This window comes from Cupriavidus sp. MPR-AND1C (assembly GCF_058809705.1).
In genome coordinates, this window is sequence record NZ_JBXASU010000012.1 from 45,629 (window position 1) to 66,696 (window position 21,068).

The window sequence follows — 21,068 nt, forward strand, 5'->3', positions numbered from 1 at the left end:
ACAGAGGAGGAATGCAATGCGCAGTGCAAAGGAATACATCGTTGCGGTGGTCACGGGCGGCTCGCGTGGCGCGGGCAAGGGCATCGCGCTGGCGCTGGCGCAAGCCGGCGCGACGGTGTACGTCACCGGGCGCACCGAGCGCAGCGGCGAGGCGCCGTTGCCCGGCACCATCCACGAGACCGCGCGCGAGATCGATGCGCGCGGCGGCATGGGCATCGCGGTGGCCTGTGACCATCGCGACGATGCGCAGGTACGCCGGCTGTTCGAGCGGGTGGGCGACGAATCGGGGCGGCTGGACATCCTGGTCAACAACGCTACCTTCCTGCACGACGCACTGATCGAGCAGGGCGGCTTCTGGGACAAACCGCTGGCCCTGGTGGACATCCTCGACGTGGGCCTGCGCTCGGCCTATGTGGCGAGCTGGCATGCGGCGCCCCTGATGGTGGCTGGCGGGCGCGGACTGATGGCGTTCACGTCGTCCTTCGGCGCGAGTTGCTATATGCACGGCCCGGCCTACGGCGCGCAGAAGTGCGGCGTGGACAAGTTCGCCAAGGACATGGCGGTCGACCTGCGCCCGTACGGCGTGGCCGCGGTATCGGTCTGGATGGGCCCGCTGCGCACCGAGCGCACCATGCGGGTCTGGGCGCGCGAGCCCGACAAATACGCCGCTTTTGCGCCGAGCGCGGAGAGCCCCGAGTTCACCGGCAAGGTCATACTTGCCTTGCATGGCGACGCTGCCGTCATGGAGAAATCGGGCCAGGTGCTGATCAGCGCCGAGATTGCGCAGGAGTACGGCATTCTTGATATCGACGGCAAGGCGCCCGTTTCCTATCGCTCGGTGCTGGGTGGGCCGGTGCAGGCGCACCCGGCCAAGGTCGAGTAGCCGCGCTGCGTGGTCAGCCCGCGTGGCGGGCGGCCGCGTCGAGAAAGGCCGGCCGCTCGCCGCCGCCGTCGATGACCAGGTTGGCCCCCGATACATAGGCCGCATGCGGCGAGGCCAGGAAGAGGCAGGCGTCGGCGATGTCGCGCGGGTCCGCGAGCCGCCCGAGCGGCACGGTATCAGCCACCTGCCGGAGCGCGGCCGGATCACCGTAGTGTTGCTGCTGCGCAGCCTCGGTGAGGACCAGTCCCGGACTCACGGCCGTCACCCGCACGCGTGGCGCCCATTCCACCGCGAGCGAGCGGACCGCGCTCAGGATGCCCGCCTTGGCCGCGCCATAGGCCGCGGTGCCGGGGGAGGGCCGCAGCGCGCTGACGCTGCCGATGAAGATCTGCGTGCCGCCGCAGGCCTGGGCCTGCATGCGTGCGTTGGCGCGCTGCGCCAGTTGCAGCGGCGCCACCAGATTCAGGCGGATGATGGATTCCATCAGGCGCGGCGAGGCGTGCGCGGCGAGCGCGAAGGGTGCGCCGCCGGCATTGTGGATCACGATATCGAGCGAGCCGGCGCTGTCCACGATCCGGGTCAGCAGGGACTCCACCTGCTCGGCGTCGCGAATGTCGGCTGCGATGAACTCCGCCTGACGGGGCTGCCCCCCGTCAGTCTCCGGTGGCGTGCGCCCGCAGGTGAACACGCGGGCACCTGCTGCCAGGAAACCCTCGGCGATGCCACGGCCAATGCCGCGCGCGCCACCTGTCACCAACACCGTCTTGCCGCTGAAGTCGAATCCCGTCATCTCTGTCTTTCCCTGGTCTCGTTGCCTTGCTGGTCAGTGCGATCTTAGGGAAATCCACGGGACGCTTCGTAGTCTGAAAGGACGATGCCTGCCGCGTTGCGCATGAGCATGATCGGCCAGGTTCGTCATGACAACAGGGGAGACACCGACATGTCCAGTACGTCGCCTGCGGCATTGCCAGCCGGCCAAACCATCACCACGCCAGACGGCCTGCGCCTGCACTACCTCGATGCAGGTGCTGGCGAACCCGTGGTGTTCATCCACGGCAGCGGCCCGGGTGCCAGCGGCCATAGCAACTTCAAGCACAACGCACCGGCTTTTGCCGCGGCGGGCTTTCGCACCGTGGTGGTCGACCTGCCAGGCTACGGCCAGTCATCGAAACCGGCGGATGTGGAATACACGCTGGACTTCTTCGTCGCCGCGCTGCGCGCGCAATTGCTGGCGCTGGCGCTGCCGCGCTGCGTGCTGGTGGGCAACTCGCTGGGCGGCGCCATTGCGCTGAAATACGCGCTGGATTACCCGGAGCATGTCAGCCGCCTGGTGATGATGGCGCCGGGTGGCGTCGAAGACCGCGAGACCTATTTCCGCATGGAAGGCATCGAGAAGATGGTGTCGCTGTTTACCGGCGGGCATATGAACCCTGACACCATGCGCCAGTTGCTGACATTGCTGGTGCATGACGCCACGCTGGTCACCGATGCGCTGGTGGATGAGCGCATGGCCGTGTGCAAGGCGCAGCCGCGCGAGGTGCTGGCCACCATGAAGGTGCCCAACCTGACCGAGCGCCTGGGCGAGATCGCGTGCCCGGTGCTGGGCTTCTGGGGCACCGAAGACCGCTTCAACCCCGCCGGCGGCGCTCTCAAGTTCCTGCAGGGGTGCCGCGATGCGCGCTTCGTGCTGATCAATCGCTGCGGCCACTGGGTGATGGTCGAGCACAGCGATTACTTCAACCGCGAGTGCCTGGGCTTTCTCGCGGATACGGTCGAGGCCGCCGTGTAGCATGGCTGTGCGGCCGGCGTGTCGGCAGCGCCAAGAACCATAAACCTGGAGACAACATGGAATACCCGTTCAACCTGTTCGACCTGCGCGGCAAGGTGGCCGCCATCACCGGCGCCGCGCGCGGCATCGGCGCCGAGACCGCACGCGTGCTGGCTGCCGCCGGCGCCAAGGTCGCGGTGCTCGATTTGCTGGAAGCGGACGGCCAGGCCGCCGTGCGGCGCATCGAGGCCGAAGGCGGCCAGGCCGCCTTCTGGAAGCTGGACGTGTCCAGCGAGGCTGAGGTGGGCAAGGTGTTCGGCGAGATCGCCGCGCGCTTTGGCCGCCTCGACATCCTGATCAACAACGCCGGCATCGACGGCGTCAACGCGCCCACCCACGAACTGGCGCTGGCGCAATGGCAGCGGGTGATGGACGTCAACGTGACCGGCACTTTCCTGTGCACCAAGCATGCCATCGCGCATCTTGAGCGTGCGGGTGGCGGCTCGATCGTCAATGTGTCGTCGATGTACGGCATCGTCGGTGGCCCGGACGTGCCGCCGTACCACGCCTCCAAGGCCGCGGTGCGGATGATGGCCAAGACCGATGCCATGCTCTACGCCGGCAAGAACATTCGTGCCAACTCCGTCCATCCGGGCTATATCCGCACGCCGATGCTGGAGGAAGTGGCGCATGCCTCGGGGCAGGGTGAGGGCTTGTTCGCCTATCTTGGCTCGCAGGCGCCGATGGGCCGTCTTGGCGAGCCGCGCGACATCGCCGCGGGCATCCTCTACTTGGTGTCCGACGCTGCCCGCTACGTGACCGGCGCGGAACTGGTGATCGACGGCGGCTACACCGCGCGTTGAGCGTCTTCAGCTTCAACGAGGAAGGGAATGAGCATCGACACGACCAAAGCCATGACCAAAACCATGACCATGGACACGAGCAAGAGCGCCGGCATGAAAGCCACCTTGCTCGATTACGTGGCCGCTTTCAATGCGGCGGACGCCGAGCGCGTGGTGGCGCTGTTTGCCGACGACGCTACCGTCGAGGACCCCGTTGGCAGCCCTGTGATTGCCGGGCGCGAGCGCATCCTCGCCTTCTACAGGCACGCGGCGTCGCTCGGCGCGCGCCTGGAAGTGGTGGCGCCGCCGCGGGGGTCGCACGGCAACGCCGCGGCCCTGAGTTTCGCGGTGTATGCGCGCATGCAGGGGCATTCGGTACGCATTGACGTGACCGATGTGATGACCTTCGGTGCCGACGGGCGCATTACCGGCATGCGCGCCTTCTGGGGGCCGGATGACGTGCATCCGCAGTAAGGCGCGTGCCGTGCGGGCATGGTAAGACGTTGCCCGGGTGATGCGGCCGCCACGCGCGAGCGCATCCTTGCGAGCGCGGAGCTGCTGTTCGAGCGCCAGGGCGTGCAATGCGTGACGCTGGAGCAGGTAGCGAGCGCCATCGCCATGACACGCGGCGCGATCTACGGGCACTTCCGCAGCCGCGCCGAGCTGCTGGCCGCCATCATGGCGCGGGCGGAGGCGCATCTGGCCAGCCGGCTCGCAGCCTTCGGCGGTAGCGGCGGGGGCCTGGCCCGCCCGGATCTGGAGCGCGCGCTGGCGACGATGTTGCAGGATGAGGCCGTGCTGCGCTATGCGGGCATCATCCTCGGCTTGCTGCACCACGCGTGCACGCCTGGGTGCGAGCTTTGCCACCTCACGGTCCGCATCCGTGCCCGCGCCAGGGCGTTGTGTGATGGCCTTGGCAGGCTGCTGGGCGAGCAGGGCAAGGGCGCGCTGCTGGCGGCGCATCTATGGGGCCTGCTGAGCGCCTGTTCGCTGCGGCTGGCGCCGGTGGACCTGGCCGGCTGCGTCGGGCCGCTGCTGCGGCTCTATGGGGAATAGCCGGCTGCGCCCGGGGCGCCTTGCCGGTAGCTCGCGGCGAATTCCGCACGCTTCTCGCCTGTTCCCCTATCCATGCCCCTATCCATGCCCCTATCCATCGCCAATCCGGTCTTGAAGCACACGGCGCGCATGGGCGTACGGGATTGACCCTAGTCCGCATGGACGAAGAGGTTCTCTCCTCCGGCACTTACCTTTCAGTTCAGCAGACCGTGCTGGCGCAAGTGCATCGCCACCGCGCCACCGCGCCACATGAGCATGGCAATGCAAGAAAAGGGATACGAGCAAAGAGGAGGCAATTGTGAAGGATCGATATCGCATCACATGTCTGTTGGGAACCTGCGCCGTGCTGGCGCTGGGCGTCGCTGCCGGCCAGAGGACGGGCGCGCCTGTGGCCAGAGAGGACAGCGCGAGCGAGCGCATAGCGGCGGCCGCGAGCGCCGCGACGGATATCCGGGCGGCGGTGGACGCCGCGCTGAGCGATTGCGACGATGCTTGCCGGCAGAGCCGGGGCATCGCGGCCGTGATGGCGCTGGGTTATCGCCCGCCGCCATAGTACCCAGGGAGCACCGCAGGCTTGCCCTGGAGCGCTGCCGGCCACCATCAAGCCACTTCCGCCACCCGTATCTCCGCCAGCAGCTTCTTCAACTCCGGCACGCAAGACCCGCAGTTGCCGCCCGCCTTCACGCAGGCGGTGACTTCGGCCGGTGTCTTGAGGTCATGCTTGCGCACCGCATCGCAGATGGTGTTGCGCCCCACGCCGAAGCAGGAGCACACGGTGGGGCCGGCGTCCGCGCCCTTTTCCATCGGCTGGCCCAGCAGCAGGCCGATGCGATCGGCGTCTTCCAGGCGGTCCTTGGCGAACAGCGTGGACAGCCACGCGCGCGAGGGCAGGTCGGGGCGCGTGCATACGTAGAGGCAGGCCTGCAGGCGGTCGTCGACCACGTGGCCGGCGTGATAGATGCCGGCGGTGCGGTCTTCATACTCGATCCAGTCCGCATTGGGGTCGTCGATGCCGAGCAATTGGCGGGCCCACGCGGCGCGGTCGGCGATATTCTCGCGGCCGGCGAACTCGTAGCGCTGGAACTGGCGGCCCTGGACGCGCGTCCAGTAGGTCAGCTCGTCCGCCTGGAGGTCCTCGCGGCTCAACACGAAGCCATGCCACGACACGCGGAACTCTTCCACGCGCACCGGCGTGTGCTTGAACTCGGGCTCGCCCGAGACCGGGTCCACCACCGGGTTGACCAGCGCGCCCACGCGCGCGTCGGAGCTGAACTGGCCGTTCCAGTGGATCGGCACGAATACGCTGCCGCGCGGGATGCCGCCGCTGTGCTGCACCCGCGCCACCATGGCGCCCCAGCGCGTGGTCACGCGGGCCAGCTTGCCTTCGCTGACGCCGGATAGCAGGGCGTCCTGCGGATGCATGTCGACGAATGGCTCGGCGATGTGGTCTGCCAGCTTGGGCGATTTGCCGGTGCGGGTCATGGTGTGCCATTGGTCGCGCACGCGGCCGGTGTTGAGCACTAGCGGGAATTCGTCGTCGGTGGCGTGGAACGGCGCGCGCGGCGCGGTGGCGATAAAGCGGGCGCGGCCATCGGGGTGGGCGAAACGGCCATCGGCGAACAGCCGGGCAGTGCCGCCGGACGCGTTGGCGAGGCGCCCCGGGGGCGTGGCCATCACCGGCCATTGCACCGGCGAGAGCGCGTCGAATTGCTTCTGGCTCATGCCAGCCAGCCCGGCGAGGTCGAACATGCGTGGCGCGTGGGGCTGAGCGCTGCTGCCCGCGTTGCGGTAGGTGCTCAGCCGCGCGTGCTCGTCGAAGATCTCGTGCGGTCCGGCAAAGCGGAATCCATCAAAGCCCATGCGCGTGGCCACCTCGCACAGGATCCGCCAGTCAGCGCGGGCCTCGCCGGGCGCCGGCAGGAAGGCGCGCTGGCGCGAGATGCGGCGCTCGGAACTGGTGACGGTGCCGTCCTTCTCGCCCCAGCCCAGCGCGGGCAGCAGGACGTGCGCGGCGTCGTTGGTATCGGTGCGCAGCATGATGTCGGAGCTGACCACCAGTTGGCACTTGGCCAGCGCGCGGCGGGCCTGGTCGGCATCCGGCAGGCTGACCACCGGGTTGGTGGCGATCACCCACACGGCCTTGACCCGGCCTTGCTCGATGGCCTCGAACAGCTCCACCGCCTTCAGGCCTGGCTTGTCCGCGATGGCAGGCGAGCCCCAGAACGATTGCACGATTTCCCGGTGCAGCGGGTCGGCCAGCTCCATATGCGCGGCCAGCATATTGGCCAGCCCGCCGACCTCGCGCCCGCCCATGGCATTGGGCTGGCCGGTCAGCGAGAAGGGGCCCATGCCGGGCTGGCCCACGCGGCCGGTGGCCAGGTGGCAGTTGATGATGCTGTTGACCTTGTCGGTGCCGGCCGACGACTGGTTCACGCCTTGCGAGAAGCCGGTCACCACCTTGGGCGTGGCGGCGAACAATGCGTAGAAGCCGCGCAGGGCTTCAGGGTCGAGCTTGCATGCCTTGGCTACCTTGGCGATGTCGGCGCAGTCCGGGCCGGCGGCCGCCAGCGCGGCGTCCAGGCCGCTGGTGTGGGCGTCGACGAAGGACTGGTCCACCGCGCCGTGCTGTGCCAGATAGTGCAGCAAGCCGTTGAACAGCCACACGTCGGTGCCGGGCTTGACCGGCAGGTGCAGATCGGCCAGCTCGCAGGTGGCGGTGCGGCGCGGGTCGATCACCACCAGCTTCATTTCCGGCCGCGCCTCCTTGGCTTTGAGCAGCCGCTGGAACAGGATCGGATGGCACCATGCGGTGTTGGAGCCGACCAGCACCACCAGGTCGGCCAGTTCCAGGTCTTCGTAGTTGCCCGGCACCAGGTCCTCGCCAAAGGCGCGCTTGTGCCCGGCCACCGCCGACGACATGCACAGGCGCGAGTTGGTGTCGATGTTGGCGCTGCCGATAAAGCCCTTCATCAGCTTGTTGGCAACGTAGTAATCCTCGGTCAGCAACTGGCCGGAGACGTAGAGCGCCACGGCATCGGGGCCGTGTTCGGCGATGATGTCCTTGAAGCCCTGGGCGACCTTGTCCAGGGCATGGTCCCAGGACACTGGCTGCAAGGCGCCGTCGGCGCCGCGTACTTGCGGGTGCAGCAGGCGGCCTTCCAGGCCGACGGTTTCCGCCAGCGCCGAGCCCTTCACGCACAGGCGGCCCTGGTTGGAGCCGTGGCTGGTGTCGCCGGCCACCTCCACGCTGCCGTCGGCATGGCGGGTGGCGCGCACGCCGCAGCCCACGCCGCAATACGGGCAGGTGGTATCGGTGACGGTGACTGAGGCGTCGGCGGACAGCAGGGTGGGCGAACCGGTGGAGAGGATGACGGGGATATCGGACAGGTTCACGTTAGCGCTCGCTGCTGGCGGTCAATCGGGGACTAGGTCGTTCAAGCGTTCGGGCGTTCGGGTGCTCAGGCTGCCATGGCCTCACATTGTGCCTTGCCGAACAGCAATCTCTGGCGCATGGCGCCTACCGGGGCGCCGCTCTGGATCAGGTCGAAGTACCAGGGGCCGTCCTGCACGTCGCCGTACAGCACCGCCCCGACCAGCCGACCGCCTTGCAGCACCAGCCGCTTGTACATGCCGCGGCGCGGATCGCGCATGACGAGATCCTCGCTGCCTTCACCTCCGATGAAGTCGCCGGCGGAGTAAAGATCCACGCCAGTCACTTTGAGCTTGGTGGCGGTGGCCTGCTGCACGTAGCGGCGATGCCCGGCGCCGGCCAGGTGCGCGGCGGCCACGCGCGCCTGTTCCCAGATCGGCGCGACCAGGCCGAAGGTGGCCTGGCGGTGCTGCACGCATTCGCCCACGGCATACACGCGCGGATCGTAGCTCTGCAAGGTGTCATCGACCACGATGGCGCGCTCGCAGCGCAGCCCGGCCTGCTGGGCCAGCTCGATATTGGGGCGCACGCCGGCGGTCATCACCACCAGGTCGGCGGGGATCTGGGTACCGTCCTTGAAGCATACGCCGGTGACGCGGTCTTCCCCAAGGATGGCGCTGGTATTGGCGCCCAGCAAAAAGCGCAGGCCTTTGCGCTCCAGCGCCTGCTTGAGCAGCGCGGCGGCGGGCTTGTCGAGCTGGCGCTCCATCAGGCTGTCGGCCACGTGCACCACGCTGACCTCCATGCCCTGGCGCATCAGGCCGTTGGCGGCTTCCAGGCCGAGCAGCCCGCCGCCGATCACCACGGCGTGGCGATGGTTGCGGGCCGCCGCCAGCATGGTTTCCACGTCCTGGATGTCGCGAAAGGCGATGACGCCATCGAGCTGGTGGCCCGGCACGGGGATGATGAAAGGCTTGGAGCCGGTCGCCAGCAGCAGGCGGTCATAGCCCACCTCACGCCCGGATTGCGAGCGCACCAGCCGGCGGCGGCGGTCGATCGCCACCACCGGATCGCCGGCCAGCAGTTCGATGCCGTTCTGCGCGTACCAGTCGCGGGTGTTGAGCATGATGTCCGCGACCGTTTTCTCGCCCGCCAGCACCGGCGAGAGCAGGATGCGGTTGTAGTTGCCGTGCGGCTCGGCGCCGAACACGGTGATGTCATAGAGGTCGGGCGCGAGCTTCAGCAGTTCCTCGACAGTGCGCATGCCGGCCATGCCGTTGCCGACCACCACCAGGCGGGGTTTGGAGGGCGTGGTCATGCGGCCACCCAGACCTTGCCGTCATGGACGCGGGCCGGATACGCCGCGATCGAGTGCTCGGGCGCTTCCAGGCATTCGCCGGTCTGCAGGTCGAAGTGATGCTTGTAGATCGGCGACGCCACCACGATGCGTTCGCCCAGGCTGCCGACCAGGCCGCGCGAGAGTACGGCGGCGTTGGCGTTGGGATCGTAGTTGGAGATGGCGAACACTTGGTCGCCGTTGCCGCCCTGATCGTCGCTGTAGCCGTCGCCGACCCGGAACACGGCGATCTGTGCCTTGTCCACCAGTGCGCACACACCGGTATTGGGCACGATGTCGCGCAGGCTGCAAACGGCGGTCCAGGCTTCGGTATGGTGGGTGGGGCTCATGATGTTCTCCTTGGGCGTTGGCGCGAGATGATGGGTCGGTACGGTTCAGGCTGCCTTGACGATCACAGGGATCTGCTCAAGCCGGGATTTACGCAAGTTCCGTTCCTCCGGCGTAGCCGGGCGGATCTGGCCGCGCTCTTCCATGAAGACCAGGTTGTCGTCGCGCAGGTCGCTGTTGACGAAGTGGCGGAAGCGCTTGCGGGTTTCCGGGTTGGTCACGGCGGCCTTCCATTCGTCTTCGTAAGTGTCCACCACGTGCTGCATCTGCGCCTCCAGTTCGGCGCCAATGCCCAGGCTGTCGTCCAGCACCACAGCCTTGAGGTAGTCCAGCCCGCCTTCCATGTTGTCGCGCCACACGCTGGTGCGTTGCAGGCGGTCCGCGGTGCGCACGTAGAACATCAGGAAGCGGTCCACGTAGCGCAGCAGCGTTTCGCGGTCCAGGTCGCTGGCCAGCAGTTCGGCGTGGCGGGGCTTCATGCCGCCGTTGCCGCACACGTACAGGTTCCAGCCGCGTTCGGTGGCGATGATGCCCACGTCCTTGCCCTGGGCTTCGGCGCACTCGCGGGTGCAGCCGGAAACACCAAACTTGATCTTGTGCGGGGCGCGCAGGCCCTTGTAGCGGTTTTCGATCTCGATGGCCAGGCCGACCGAGTCGTCCACGCCGTAGCGGCACCACGTGGAACCCACGCAGGACTTCACGGTGCGCAGGGACTTGCCATAGGCATGGCCCGATTCGAAGCCGGCCGCGATCAGTTCTTCCCAGATCATCGGCAACTCTTCCACGCGCGCGCCGAACATGTCGACCCGCGCCCCGCCGGTGATCTTGGTGTACAGGCCATACTTCTTGGCCACCTGGCCGACCGCGATCAGGCCATCGGGGGTGACTTCGCCGCCCGGCATGCGGGGCACGACCGAGTAGGTGCCGTCCTTCTGGATGTTGCCCAGGAAGTAGTCGTTCGAGTCCTGCAGGCTGGCGTGCTCTTGCTTGAGCACGAATTCGTTCCAGCACGAGGCCAGGATGCTCGCCACGGTGGGCTTGCAAACGTCGCAGCCCAGGCCTTTGCCATGTGCAGCCAGCAGTTCGCCGAAGGTCTTGAAGCCGCCCACGCGCACCAGGTGGTAAAGCTCCTGGCGGGAGTAGGCAAAGTGCTCGCACAGGTGGTTGTTTACCGCCAGGCCTTGCTTCTTCATCTCGGCCTTCATGACCTGCGTGACCAGCGGCACGCAGCCGCCGCAGGTGCTGCCGGCCTTGGTGCAGCGCTTCATGTCACCGATGTTGGTGGTGCCGCTGCAGACGGCGGCGCAGATATCGCCCTTGGTCACGTTGTTGCAGGAGCAGATCTGCGCGGAATCGGGCAAGGCATCGGCGCCCAGCCCCGGCTTGGCCTGGCCGTCGGAAGACGGCAGGATCAGGAATTCCGGCGACTCGGGCAGCTCGATCTTGTTGAGCATCATCTGCAGCAGGGTGCCGTATTCCTCGGCATCGCCTACCAGCACGCCGCCCAGCAGGTACTTGCCGCACTCGGACACCACCAGCTTCTTGTAGACCTGCTTGCGCTCGTCGGTGAACTGGAACGAACGGCTGCCGGGCGCATTGCCGTGCGGGTCGCCCAGGCTGGCCACGTCCACGCCCATCAGCTTGAGCTTGGTGCTCATGTCGGCGCCGGCGAACTCGGCCTGGTGTCCGAGCAGGTGCTTGGCGGCCACGCGGGCCATTTCATAGCCGGGCGCGACCAGGCCGTAGATCTTGCCGTCCCACAGCGCGCATTCGCCGATGGCGTACACGTCGGGGTCGGAGCTCAGGCACTGGTTGTCCACCGTGATGCCGCCGCGCTCGCCAATGGCCAGGCCGCTGGCGCGGGCCAGCTCGTCGCGCGGGCGGATGCCGGCGGAGAACACGATCATGTCAGTGTCGAGGTGGCTGCCATCGGCAAAGTTCATGCGATGGGTGCCGTCTTCGCCGTCCACGATCTCCACGGTGTTCTTGCGGGTATGCGCGGTGACGCCAAGCTCTTCGATCTTGCGGCGCAGCATCGCGCCGCCGCCGTCGTCCACCTGCACCGCCATCAGGCGCGGGGCAAATTCCACCACATGGGTTTGCAGGCCCATGTCGCGCAGTGCCTTGGCGCATTCCAGGCCCAGCAGGCCGCCACCGATCACCACGCCGGTCCTGGAGCGGGCGCCGCATTCCTGCATGGCTTCCAGGTCTTCGATGGTGCGGTAGACAAAGCAATCCTTGCGGTCCTTGCCGGGCAGCGGCGGCACGAAGGGGTAGGAGCCGGTGGCCATGATCAGCTTGTCGTAGGACAGCGTCTCGCCGGTGGAAACCGTCACCGTCTTGGCCGCGCGGTCGATGCCGGTGGCGCGCGCGTTCAGGCGCAGCAGCATGTTGCTGCGCTCGAAGAAGCCGGCTTCCACCAGCGAGAGATCCTCGGCGGACTTGCCGGCAAAGAACTCGGACAGGTGCACGCGGTCGTAGGCGGGGCGCGGTTCCTCGCACAGCACCGTGACTTCGAGATCTTGCGAGCCGGCCTCGGCCAGGCATTCCAGGAATTTGTGGCCGACCATGCCGTGGCCGATGATGATCAGTTTCATGATGGTTTCCTTGTTCTGTGGGGCCGCTGGTGCGTGTGCTTTGGTGGCGTCGTTGCGTCGTTGCGTCGGGCGGGCTCAGGACCCGGAACCTGCCAGCGCGTTGTCGAACAGCGCCTGCTCGCTGGCCTTGTGCTCGGCCGAGAAACGCACGGCGATGGCGCACAAGGCGGAGACCATGGCCGCCGTGCCCAGCACGGTCAGCGTTTGCTGCAGGTTGCCGCCCAGGCCCTTCATCAGGAAGCCCGCCGCCACGGCGCCCACGTTGCCGCCGGCGCCGATGATGCCGGCCACGCCGCCCAGCGCCTTGCGGTCGATAAAGGGCACCAGCGCATAGGTGGCGCCGCAGGCCATATGGGTGAACAGGCCAAAGCCCAGCATGGCGGCAACGGCAGCCACGACGTTATGCGCCTGCGCAAACCACAACAGGCCCAGGCCTTCGCCCAGGATCAGCACGAACAGCAGCATGGAACGCGCATCCAGGCCACGGCGCAGCGCAGCCTTGTCCGACAGCCAGCCGCCCAGGGCACGGGCGAACAGGGCGAGCAGGCCAAAGCTGGCGGCGGCCAGGCCGGCGCTGCTCAGCGACAGGCCGAAGTGATCCACGTAATAGGTAGCGGCCACGTTGTGGATGAAGATCTCCACGCCGAAGCAGGCACCGTAGGTGATAAACAGCATCCACACGCGGTAGTTGCCGGCAGCGGCGACAAAGCTGGCCCAGCCGCCTTTCTTGCCGCTGTCGATGGCGATGCCGCGCGCGCGCAGATCCTTGAAGTCGCCTTGCGGGCAGTCCTGCGTATAGCGCCAGTACAGCACCGCCATGATCAGCATCAGCACGCCCGGCACCAGCAACGCCAGGCGCCAGCCCATGGTGTGGCTCACGCCCAGCATCAGCACGCCGCCCAGCAGCAGCGGCATCAGCGCTTGCGCGGCGCCACCGCCGGCGTTGCCCCAGCCAGCGGCTGCCGCGTTGGCGGTGCCCACCACATTGGGCGCGAACATCACCGAGGTGTGGTACTGCGTGATCACGAAGCTCGCGCCAACCGCGCCAATCAACAGGCGGAAGAACAGGAAGGCTTCGTAGCTCTGCGCCATCGCCACGCCCAGCACAGGGATTGCACCCAGTGCGAGCAGGCCGGTGTAGGCGCGCCGGGGGCCAAAGCGGTCGCACAGCGGGCCGATGGCCAACCGCACGAGAATGGTCACGGCCACCGCAGCGATATTGATATTGGCGATCTGGTCGGGCGTCAGGCCGAATTCGCCCTTGAGCACCGGCATCAACGGCGCGCAGGCGAACCACGCGAAGAAGCACACGAAGAAGGCCATCCACGTCAGGTGGAAGGCGCGCATCTGCGGGGTGCGCAGGCTTAGCAGTTCGATGCGGGTGGCTTTGCCGGTCATCATGGCTCCATAAAAACAAATGGCGTCCCGCAATCCGGTCGTGAAGACCAGATCAGGGGACGCCGTTGTCCTGGTGGCAGCGGTGAAGACCGCTACCACCCTGTGTGAGGTGAGCGGGCCGCCGTTGGTCCGCTCGCGTCTTATTACGCAAGCGTTGTGCCAGGGCTGTTTGTGATGGATGGCGGGCTTTTTGCGCCGCGCAGGAGCGTCAGGCCGGGAGGCGATGCGCCGAGGTGGGGCGGGGCGGCACGGTCATGGTGCAGTGCAATGGGCCGGGCGGTGCGCGGGGTGGTGCAGGCCGTGGCCGAAGGATTGACGGCCGATCGCGCCCAGGATCGCGCCCAAGATCACGCCTGCGTGGCAGGCGCGTGCGGGAATTCGCCCTCAGCCGCCGGCGCTGGCCGCTGGCTAGCGTGGCAAATCTCGATATCGTTGGGCCGCACCAGCTGATCCGCGTCATCCACCAGCGCCGCGCGCACGCGGCGCCCCTGCTGTGCGGTAAGCAAGGTCACCGGCCCCTGGCCGCTGGCGGCCAGGTGGCGATCCCCCCATTGCATCAGCCCGATGACCACCGGCAGCAGCTCCACCGCGGCGCGCGTCGGCCGGTACTCGAACCGTTCCCGCTCGCCCGGCTCCCGATAGCTCACCTTGCGCAGGATGCCTGCCTCGGTCAGCGTTTTGAGCCTGGCCGACAGCACGGCGGGGGAGCACTGCAGGCGCTCCAGAAAATCGTCGAAGCGCCTGATACCGTGGAAAACGTCGCGCAAGATAAGGATTGTCCACTTCTCTCCAACCAGCGAGAGGGTCGCGGCAATCGAGCAGTTGCGGAGTTCTTGGGTGGTGAGATCCATGCAATGAGCATAGCAGGCTAACTTCATTTGCAAAAGTCAGGGTATTGCCTATACTTCTGACTACGAAATATGAAGTCAGGAGCCGGACATGCAGCCTTCGAATCCCCCCAGCCTTGCCGGCCAATCCCGCCTGACCGGCGGCGGCTGGCATGCTGGCTGCCCGGAATGCGCCGAGACCTGGAAGTTGAGCGGTGGCGAGCGCGTGGTCGTGCGCGCCGTTCGTGCCGCTGATGCCGATAGAGAGCGGGCCTTCGTCCAGGCCCTGTCGCACGAAAGCCGTTATTACCGCTTCCTGACCGGCGGACGCGTGTCCGACGAGGTAATCGACCTGTTTATCGAGAGCCACGCTGGCCTGGCGCTGGTGGTCACGGCGGAAGTGGCGGGGCTGCCGGTGATCGTCGCCAACGGCAACTACGTGGTGACGCGTGGCGAAGACGGCGGCGTTGGCGAGTTCGCCGTGGCGGTGGCCGACGACTGGCAAGGCAAGGGTATCGGCCGCCGGCTGATACAGCGCTTGCGCGACGCGGCGCTGGGCGCCGGCCTGCATCTGCTGCGCGGGGACGTGCTGAGCGAGAACCGCCGCATGCTGGCGCTGATGCGGGAGTTCGGTTTCTCCACCCGGCGCAACCCGGAAGACAGCCTGCTGTATGAGGTGAAACTGGTGCTGGGCGAGCTGGCCGGCAACGGCGCGTTGCAGGGCGCCGCCCGGGTCCCGGCGCCCTAGGCCTCCGCGCTTGCGCGCCTGCGCGATCCGGCTGTCACGGTGCATCCCACTGACGCCGTGATGATGCTGGCAATCGCCAGCCATTGCTGCGTATTCAGCGTCTCGTGCAGGAAGGCGAGGCCTGCCAGGGCGCCCATGGCGGGTTCCATGCTGAGCAGGATGCCGAAAGTGCGGCGCGGCAGCCGCTTGAGCGCCACCATTTCCAGCGAATAGGGAATGGCGCTGGAAAGCAGGCCAACCGCCAGCCCTGCCACCAGCAGCGACGGGCTGAACATGGCCGCGCCGGCATGCGCCAGTCCGAAGGGCAGCACGACCAGCGATGCCATGGTCAGTCCGAGCGAGGTGGCTTGCCCGCCATGCGCGTTGCCTGCCATCTGCCCGAAGATGATGTACAGCGCCCAGCCCACGCCGGCCGCCAGCGCGTAGCCGATGCCCACGGGATCGAGCGTGGCAACGTTCTCCCCGAGCGGCAACAGCAACAGCAAGCCTGCCACCGCAAAGGCAATCCAGAGAAAGTCGATGGCCCGCCGCGACGACGACACGGCGACCACCAGCGGGCCGGTGAACTCGATGGCAATCGCCAGCCCGAGCGGGACGGTGCGCAGCGACATATAGAACAGCAGGTTGGTGGCGCCCAGCGCCGCGCCGTATAGCGCGATCACGCGGGCGTTGGCCAGGCTGAGCGGCATCCGCCAGGGCCGCCACACGCACAGCAGGATCAACGCCGAGAAGCTCACCCGCAGCGCCGTGGTGCCCTGGGCGCCAACCTCGGCAAACAGGCTCTTGGCAAACGACGTACCGATGCAGAGCGAAGCCATCGATCCGATCAAGGCCAGCACGGCGATCAGGGTGGCACTTTGTTTCAGGCGATTCAGCGGCAATTGCGACTCTCGGGCGATTCTGCGAGCCCGAATCTTGAACGATCCTGGCCCGGCTGGCTAGGCTGCGATGTGCTGCAAGCGCACAGCGTAGCTTAGTAGCTGAGCGCCACGTTGAGCATGACCGTACGGGGATTGCCCACCGGCACGATGTTGTTGCTCAGGCCGCCGGCGTAGTACGCCTTGTCGAACACGTTCTTGACGTTGAGCGCGGCCTTCCAGTGCGATGCCACATAGCCCACGCCAAGGTCCGCCACCGCGTAGCCGGGCACGGTGTAGTTGAAGGTGTAGCCGCGCCTGGCGCTCTGCGCGCGCATGCCGGCGCCGGCGTACCAGCCTGCCAGCGGCCCGCGGAAATGCTTGGTGCCCCAAAGCGAGACGCTGTGCCGGGGCACGTTGTTGAGCGGCTTGCCCACATTGGCGGCAACCGTGTCTTCCGTGACCTCGCTGGCGACGTAGGCATAGGCGCCGGCAAGGCTCCAGCCGCCGCCAAGATCCGCCGTCAGCTCCGCCTCCAGCCCGCGCGTGCGCTGCGCGCCCGTGGCAATGCTGAAGCCGGTATTGACCGGGTCCGAGCTCAGCACGTTGCGCCGGGTCAGGTCGAAGGCCGACAGTGTCAGCAGGCCGCTCTTGTTGGGCAGATCGAACTTGATGCCCACCTCTGCCTGGCGCCCCGTTTCGGGCTTGAAGGTGCCACCGTTGACGTCGGTGCCGCTATTGGGCAGGAACGAGGTCGCGTAGCTGACATAGGGGCGTGCCCAGCTGGTCAGGTCGTACATCAGCCCGGCGCTGCCGGTGACGGCCCGCGCGGTGTCGTCCAGGCGCGTGGCGGCCAGGCGGTCCGTGGTGCTGGTGCGGGCGGTGTCGTGGCGCAGGCCGGCGGTGAGCAGCCAGCGCTCGGCAAGCCGCACCTGGTCGCGCGCGTAGAAGCCCAGCGTGCTGACATTGTCTTCCTGGTTCAGGCTGTAGGCGCTGGGGCAGTTCACGGCCGCGCCATAGACCGGGTTGTAGACGTTCAGCGCCGCGACGCGGCAGGTGCGCTGCAGGCGGCTCTCGTTGCTGCGGTTGTAGTCCACGCCGAGCGTGATCTCATGCTGCTGCCCGGCAATCTCGAAGCGCCGCTGCAGGTTGGTGTCCACGCCGATGGTGGTGCCGGAAAAGTCCTGCTGCGTGCCGCTGCGGTTGAGCAACTGGCTGTTGACCGCCATGGTGCCGCCCGCGATCAGCGTGCCGGCCAGCGACAGCGTTTGCCAGCGGAAATTCTGGTTCAGCGTCCAGCCGGAATCGAAGCGGTGGGTCAGCGCATAGCCCAGCCGGTTCTGCTCGCCGTCGTATGGCGCCAGGCCCGGCTCGCCGGTAAAGCGGCTGTTGGGCAGGGTGCCGTTGCGGTTGGCGGTGAGCGTGCCGTTCACGGGCAGGCCTTGCTGGCGCACATATTGCCGCGCGTTGTGGCTCGCCAGCAGGGTCAGGTCGGTGCGCGCGCCGAGGTCCAGCGACAGCGACGGCGCGATATAGCGGTTGCGGTAATAGACGTAGTCGGTCGCGTCGTCGCTGTTCATCGCCAGGGCGTTCACGCGCAGCGCGGCCTTGCCGTTTTCCGACAGCGGCGTGCCCACGTCCGCCGTGGCCTGCCACAAGCCGTAGTTGCCTACCGTCAGCCCCAGTTCGCCAAACCGTTCGGGCCTGGGGCGCTTGCTGACGATATTGACCATGCCACCGGGCTGCACCTTGCCGAACAATACCGAGGCCGGGCCTTTGAGCACTTCCACGCGCTCGGCGCCGAACAGCTCCTGCGCCACGCGGTTGTTGCTCTCGACCAGCAGGCCATCCACAAAGACGGATTCCGATGCGCGCTGGCCGCGGATGATGAAGTCGTCCCAGCCGCGCCGGCCGTAGACATTGGTGGCCACGCCTGCGGAATTGGCCAGTGCGTCACCCAGGGTTTGGGCTTGCTGGCTGTCCATCAGGTCGCGCGTGATCACGGTGATGGACTGTGCGCTGTCCGCCGCGGACGCGCCGGACTTGGTCACGCCAGCTGCCCGGCGCGTGGCAAAGCCGGTGTCGGCGCGGGGGTCTTCGGCGGCGCTGACCGTGACGGACGGCAAGGTGGTCTCGGCGTCCGGGGCGGCCAGGGCCATGACGGGGGAGAACAGGCAGCCCAGGGCGGCCGGGGCAATCAGTTGGCGAGTGAGCATGGCGCTGCGAGAGTGCGGAAAGCGCCGGATTGTAAATGATAATGATTAGCGTTTGTAAGATTTTGCAATGACATCGATACGTGCTTTGCCGGCCACGGCGAGGCCGAATGCATGCGCCGGTCTTGCGCCTCGCCCTCGAACGCGCTTTGCACCTCAAGCGCGGCAGGCTATGGTGACTAGGAGACAGAAACCCGAACAGGAGAACACCATGGCACCGTCAGCATCCCCCCGCCGCATCGTGATTACTGGCGCCGGTGGCGCGCTTGGCCGCGCCGTTACCCAGGCGTTCGCGGACGAGGGGGCGCGGCTGGCCCTGATCGACCGCGACGTGGCAGTGCTGCGCGCGCATGCGCCGGTGCCCGAGGCTGCGGACTGGCACCTGTTGCTGGCGGCGGACGTGACCTCGACGCAGAGCATGGCCATGGCGGCACGCAGCATCCTCGACGCGTTCGGTGGCGTGGATGTGCTGGTGCACGTGGCCGGCGGCTTCGAGATGGGCGAGCCCGTGCATGCGCTCAGCCGCGAATCCTGGATGCGGATGATGGATCTGAACGCCTGGTCGCTGGTGGCCGTCACGCAGCACCTGCTGCCCGCCATGCTTGCGCAGGGTGCCGGCAAGGTCGTGGCTGTGACCGCGCGCGGCGCCGCCAGCGGGGCCGCCGCGATGGGTGCCTACTGTGCTTCCAAGAGCGCGTTGCAGCGTCTGGTGGAGAGCCTGTCGCGTGAGGTGCGCCGGGCCGGCGTCAACGTCAACAGCATCGCGCCGAGCATCCTCGACACCCATGCCAACCGCCAGGCCATGCCGGCCGCCGACCCGAGCGACTGGGTCTCGACCGCGGCGGCGGCGCGCGCCATTGCGTTTCTCGCCTCGGACGCCGCGCAGGCGATCCATGGACAGCACCTAGTGCTGGATGGGTTGAGTTGACCCGCGGCCGGCACGTGGGCCGGCATGGCGCGAGGCTTCTCCTGTATGGATTCCCCGGACTCGGCAGGCGCAAAGCCTGCCCGGGACGCTGCATCCATGGCGCGCAGGTAGTCGCTCTTCGCAGCGATTGGCGCTTGATGTGCACATGGCATGGGAAGTGGATCCGGGAGAACCCCGGTGATGACGCAAGCGGAAATCCATTTCGATGCTAGGGTAAATCCCAGTCCCGTTTTCCCGACTATTGGGAATCGAAGTTTTGATATTTGGGAAAACACGCGCATGCTCTCGTTCCATGCAGATCGAAGCCGACGCCCCCGAAACCAACTACCCCGCCGCTGGCGCGGATCGCGTGCTGTTTGTGCTCGCCGCCTTGGCCCAGCAGGGCAAGCCGATGACCGTGCGCGAACTGGGCGCTGCCACCGGCTTGCCCAAGAGCACCCTGTATCGCCAATTGGTGCTGCTCAAGAAATGGGGCTTCGTGCTGGAGTCGGATGGACGGTATGCGCCCGGTCCGATCAGCCTGCAGCTGGCGCTTGGTTTTGACATGGCCTCGCACCTCGCGCGCGAAGCGCAGCCGGAAATGCAATGGCTGGTACAGCAATCCGGCGAGAGCGTAGGGTTGGTGGTGGCGGTCAAGGACCAGGCGGTTTGCCTGGAAATGATTGAAAGCCGGCAGTCGCTGCGTTGCTCGTTTGAAAAGGGGCGCGGCGTGCCATTGCGGGCGGGGGCGTCGGCAAAGTCCCTGCTTGCGTTCATGCACGAGGACGCACGCCGGCGCATCGTGCTTGGCCTGCCCGATATGGACGCCATGCAGGCAGAACAATTGCTGGACGAACTTGCTGGCATCGAGCGGGCTGGCTATGCAGTCAGCCAGGGCGAGGTGGATGCCGGCGTATGGGGCGTCAGCGTGCCGGTGTTTCGCCGGCGCGAGAAGACGGCGGCGGTCGGCTCGATCACGCTGATGGCGCCGGCCACCCGCACGCAGGGGCGCGAGCCGCTCCTGATCGAGATGACGAGGTCGGCCGCAGGAAGAGTCTCGGCTGGGCTCCAGTCCTTCTAGTACCCGGCACCCTGGCACCCAGTACCGGATACGCAATAACCAGTACCAGATCCAATACCTACGAGAGGAGCGATTGATGAATCTTCGACGCAAATGCCTGCTTATCGGCCTGATGGGCCTCAGCCTCGCTGCCGGCCTGGCGCGAGCCCAGGACAACGCAGTCCTGCGGGTGGCCACGGATGCCACCTTCCCGCCAATGGAATTCGTCGAGAACGGCAAGCGCACGGGCTTCGATGTCGAGTTGGTCGAAGCGCTCGCCAAGACGATGGGCAAGCGCGTCGAATGGACCGACATCGATTTCAAGGGGCTGATCCCCGGCCTGATCTCGCGCCGCTTCGACATGGCGGTGTCCGGCATCTACATCACCGAGGAGCGCCGCAAGGTGGTGGATTTCACCGATCCCTACTACACCGGCGGCCTGGTCGCGCTGGTTAAATCCGGCAATACCGCCATCAATACGCCGGCGGATCTCAATGGCAAGAAGGTAAGCGTGCAGGTCGGCACCAAGTCAGTCAATTTCCTGCGCGAGAACTATCCGCAGGTCCAGCGCGTGGAAGTCGAAAAAAACCAGGAAATGTTCAACCTTGTCGAGATCGGCCGCGCGGATGCGGCAGTGACCGGCAAGCCCGCGGCAATGCAATATGTCAAGGCGCGCGGCGGTATGCGCGTGGTCGAGAAGGCCCTGACCACCGAGGAGTACGGCATGGCGGTGCGCAAGGATACGCCGGAGCTGACACGCGCGGTGAATGCCGCCCTGACCAAGCTCAAGGCCGACGGCACCTATGCGCAGCTGGTCCAGAAGTGGTTCGGCGCCGCGCATAAGTAAGGAGGGAAGAC

General features: G+C 67.0%; 19 protein-coding genes. 10 read left to right on the forward strand and 9 right to left on the reverse strand.

The features are described from left to right. Window positions 1–16 precede the first annotated feature (16 nt). Complete coding sequence (locus AC1RWI_RS09695) at window positions 17–883, forward strand: SDR family NAD(P)-dependent oxidoreductase (RefSeq protein WP_492865964.1); 867 nt, start codon at window positions 17–19, stop codon at window positions 881–883. A 13-nt stretch (window positions 884–896) separates the two neighbouring features. On the opposite strand, the gene AC1RWI_RS09700 is transcribed toward AC1RWI_RS09695, so the two are convergent. Then, the gene (locus AC1RWI_RS09700; RefSeq protein ID WP_492865966.1) at window positions 897–1,673 is read right to left on the reverse strand and encodes an SDR family oxidoreductase; all 777 of its coding nucleotides are present in this window, start codon (window positions 1,671–1,673) and stop codon (window positions 897–899) included. Between the two features lie 150 nt (window positions 1,674–1,823). On the opposite strand from AC1RWI_RS09700, the gene AC1RWI_RS09705 reads away from it, so the two are divergent. The 5 genes from AC1RWI_RS09705 to AC1RWI_RS09725 all read left to right on the forward strand — a co-directional run bounded on the left by AC1RWI_RS09705 (window position 1,824) and on the right by AC1RWI_RS09725 (window position 5,102). Beyond that, window positions 1,824–2,672, forward strand: a complete 849-nt coding sequence (locus AC1RWI_RS09705) for an alpha/beta fold hydrolase (protein ID WP_492865968.1) — start codon at window positions 1,824–1,826, stop codon at window positions 2,670–2,672. Between the two features lie 56 nt (window positions 2,673–2,728). Then, a complete protein-coding gene (locus AC1RWI_RS09710) occupies window positions 2,729–3,514 on the forward strand; it encodes an SDR family NAD(P)-dependent oxidoreductase (protein ID WP_492865970.1) in 786 nt (261 codons plus the stop codon). 27 nt (window positions 3,515–3,541) lie between these two features. Next, complete coding sequence (locus AC1RWI_RS09715; protein ID WP_492865972.1) at window positions 3,542–3,967, forward strand: nuclear transport factor 2 family protein; 426 nt, start codon at window positions 3,542–3,544, stop codon at window positions 3,965–3,967. Between the two features lie 18 nt (window positions 3,968–3,985). Continuing rightward, a complete protein-coding gene (locus AC1RWI_RS09720; RefSeq protein ID WP_492865974.1) occupies window positions 3,986–4,549 on the forward strand; it encodes a TetR/AcrR family transcriptional regulator in 564 nt (187 codons plus the stop codon). A gap of 298 nt (window positions 4,550–4,847) precedes the next feature. Then, a complete protein-coding gene (locus tag AC1RWI_RS09725; protein ID WP_144410002.1) occupies window positions 4,848–5,102 on the forward strand; it encodes a hypothetical protein in 255 nt (84 codons plus the stop codon). Between the two features lie 47 nt (window positions 5,103–5,149). On the opposite strand, the gene AC1RWI_RS09730 is transcribed toward AC1RWI_RS09725, so the two are convergent. The 6 genes from AC1RWI_RS09730 to AC1RWI_RS09755 form a co-directional block, all read right to left on the reverse strand. Next, window positions 5,150–7,942, reverse strand: coding sequence for a molybdopterin-dependent oxidoreductase (locus AC1RWI_RS09730; protein ID WP_492865976.1), 2,793 nt, complete (start codon window positions 7,940–7,942; stop codon window positions 5,150–5,152). A gap of 65 nt (window positions 7,943–8,007) precedes the next feature. Continuing rightward, entirely contained in the window at window positions 8,008–9,237 is a 1,230-nt protein-coding gene (locus AC1RWI_RS09735; protein WP_492865978.1) for an NAD(P)/FAD-dependent oxidoreductase, read from the reverse strand. Further along, window positions 9,234–9,605 (reverse strand): nitrite reductase small subunit NirD, encoded by a 372-nt coding sequence (gene nirD / locus AC1RWI_RS09740; RefSeq protein ID WP_492865980.1) that lies wholly within the window; start codon window positions 9,603–9,605, stop codon window positions 9,234–9,236. Before nirD ends, AC1RWI_RS09735 begins: the two co-directional genes overlap by 4 nt. Window positions 9,606–9,650: 45 nt before the next feature. Then, window positions 9,651–12,200, reverse strand: coding sequence for a nitrite reductase large subunit NirB (nirB, locus tag AC1RWI_RS09745; protein WP_492865982.1), 2,550 nt, complete (start codon window positions 12,198–12,200; stop codon window positions 9,651–9,653). A 75-nt stretch (window positions 12,201–12,275) separates the two neighbouring features. Next, window positions 12,276–13,598 (reverse strand): MFS transporter, encoded by a 1,323-nt coding sequence (locus AC1RWI_RS09750; RefSeq protein ID WP_492866076.1) that lies wholly within the window; start codon window positions 13,596–13,598, stop codon window positions 12,276–12,278. Window positions 13,599–13,945: 347 nt separating this feature from the next. Further along, window positions 13,946–14,449, reverse strand: a complete 504-nt coding sequence (locus AC1RWI_RS09755) for a winged helix-turn-helix transcriptional regulator (RefSeq protein ID WP_043355846.1) — start codon at window positions 14,447–14,449, stop codon at window positions 13,946–13,948. A gap of 88 nt (window positions 14,450–14,537) precedes the next feature. Here AC1RWI_RS09755 and AC1RWI_RS09760 point away from each other — a divergent pair, with 88 nt between their 5' ends. Continuing rightward, window positions 14,538–15,173, forward strand: coding sequence for a GNAT family N-acetyltransferase (locus tag AC1RWI_RS09760; RefSeq protein ID WP_492865984.1), 636 nt, complete (start codon window positions 14,538–14,540; stop codon window positions 15,171–15,173). Here AC1RWI_RS09760 and AC1RWI_RS09765 read toward each other — a convergent pair. Together AC1RWI_RS09765 and AC1RWI_RS09770 are read right to left on the reverse strand one after the other, a co-directional pair. Continuing rightward, window positions 15,170–16,054, reverse strand: coding sequence for an EamA family transporter (locus AC1RWI_RS09765; protein WP_492865986.1), 885 nt, complete (start codon window positions 16,052–16,054; stop codon window positions 15,170–15,172). The two genes, AC1RWI_RS09760 and AC1RWI_RS09765, sit on opposite strands and share 4 nt — an antisense overlap. A 92-nt stretch (window positions 16,055–16,146) precedes the next feature. Next, window positions 16,147–18,246 carry a TonB-dependent siderophore receptor gene (locus AC1RWI_RS09770; protein WP_492865988.1) on the reverse strand — a complete coding sequence of 700 codons (2,100 nt, stop codon included), beginning with the start codon at window positions 18,244–18,246 and terminating at the stop codon, window positions 16,147–16,149. Between the two features lie 208 nt (window positions 18,247–18,454). Between AC1RWI_RS09770 and AC1RWI_RS09775 the strand changes: the two genes are divergently transcribed. From AC1RWI_RS09775 to AC1RWI_RS09785, 3 genes are all read left to right on the forward strand, one after another. Next, a complete protein-coding gene (locus AC1RWI_RS09775) occupies window positions 18,455–19,171 on the forward strand; it encodes an SDR family NAD(P)-dependent oxidoreductase (RefSeq protein ID WP_492865990.1) in 717 nt (238 codons plus the stop codon). A 292-nt stretch (window positions 19,172–19,463) separates the two neighbouring features. Beyond that, entirely contained in the window at window positions 19,464–20,231 is a 768-nt protein-coding gene (locus tag AC1RWI_RS09780; RefSeq protein ID WP_043355839.1) for an IclR family transcriptional regulator, read from the forward strand. Between the two features lie 76 nt (window positions 20,232–20,307). Further along, window positions 20,308–21,057 (forward strand): glutamine ABC transporter substrate-binding protein, encoded by a 750-nt coding sequence (locus AC1RWI_RS09785; protein WP_043355837.1) that lies wholly within the window; start codon window positions 20,308–20,310, stop codon window positions 21,055–21,057. Window positions 21,058–21,068: the final 11 nt, after the last annotated feature.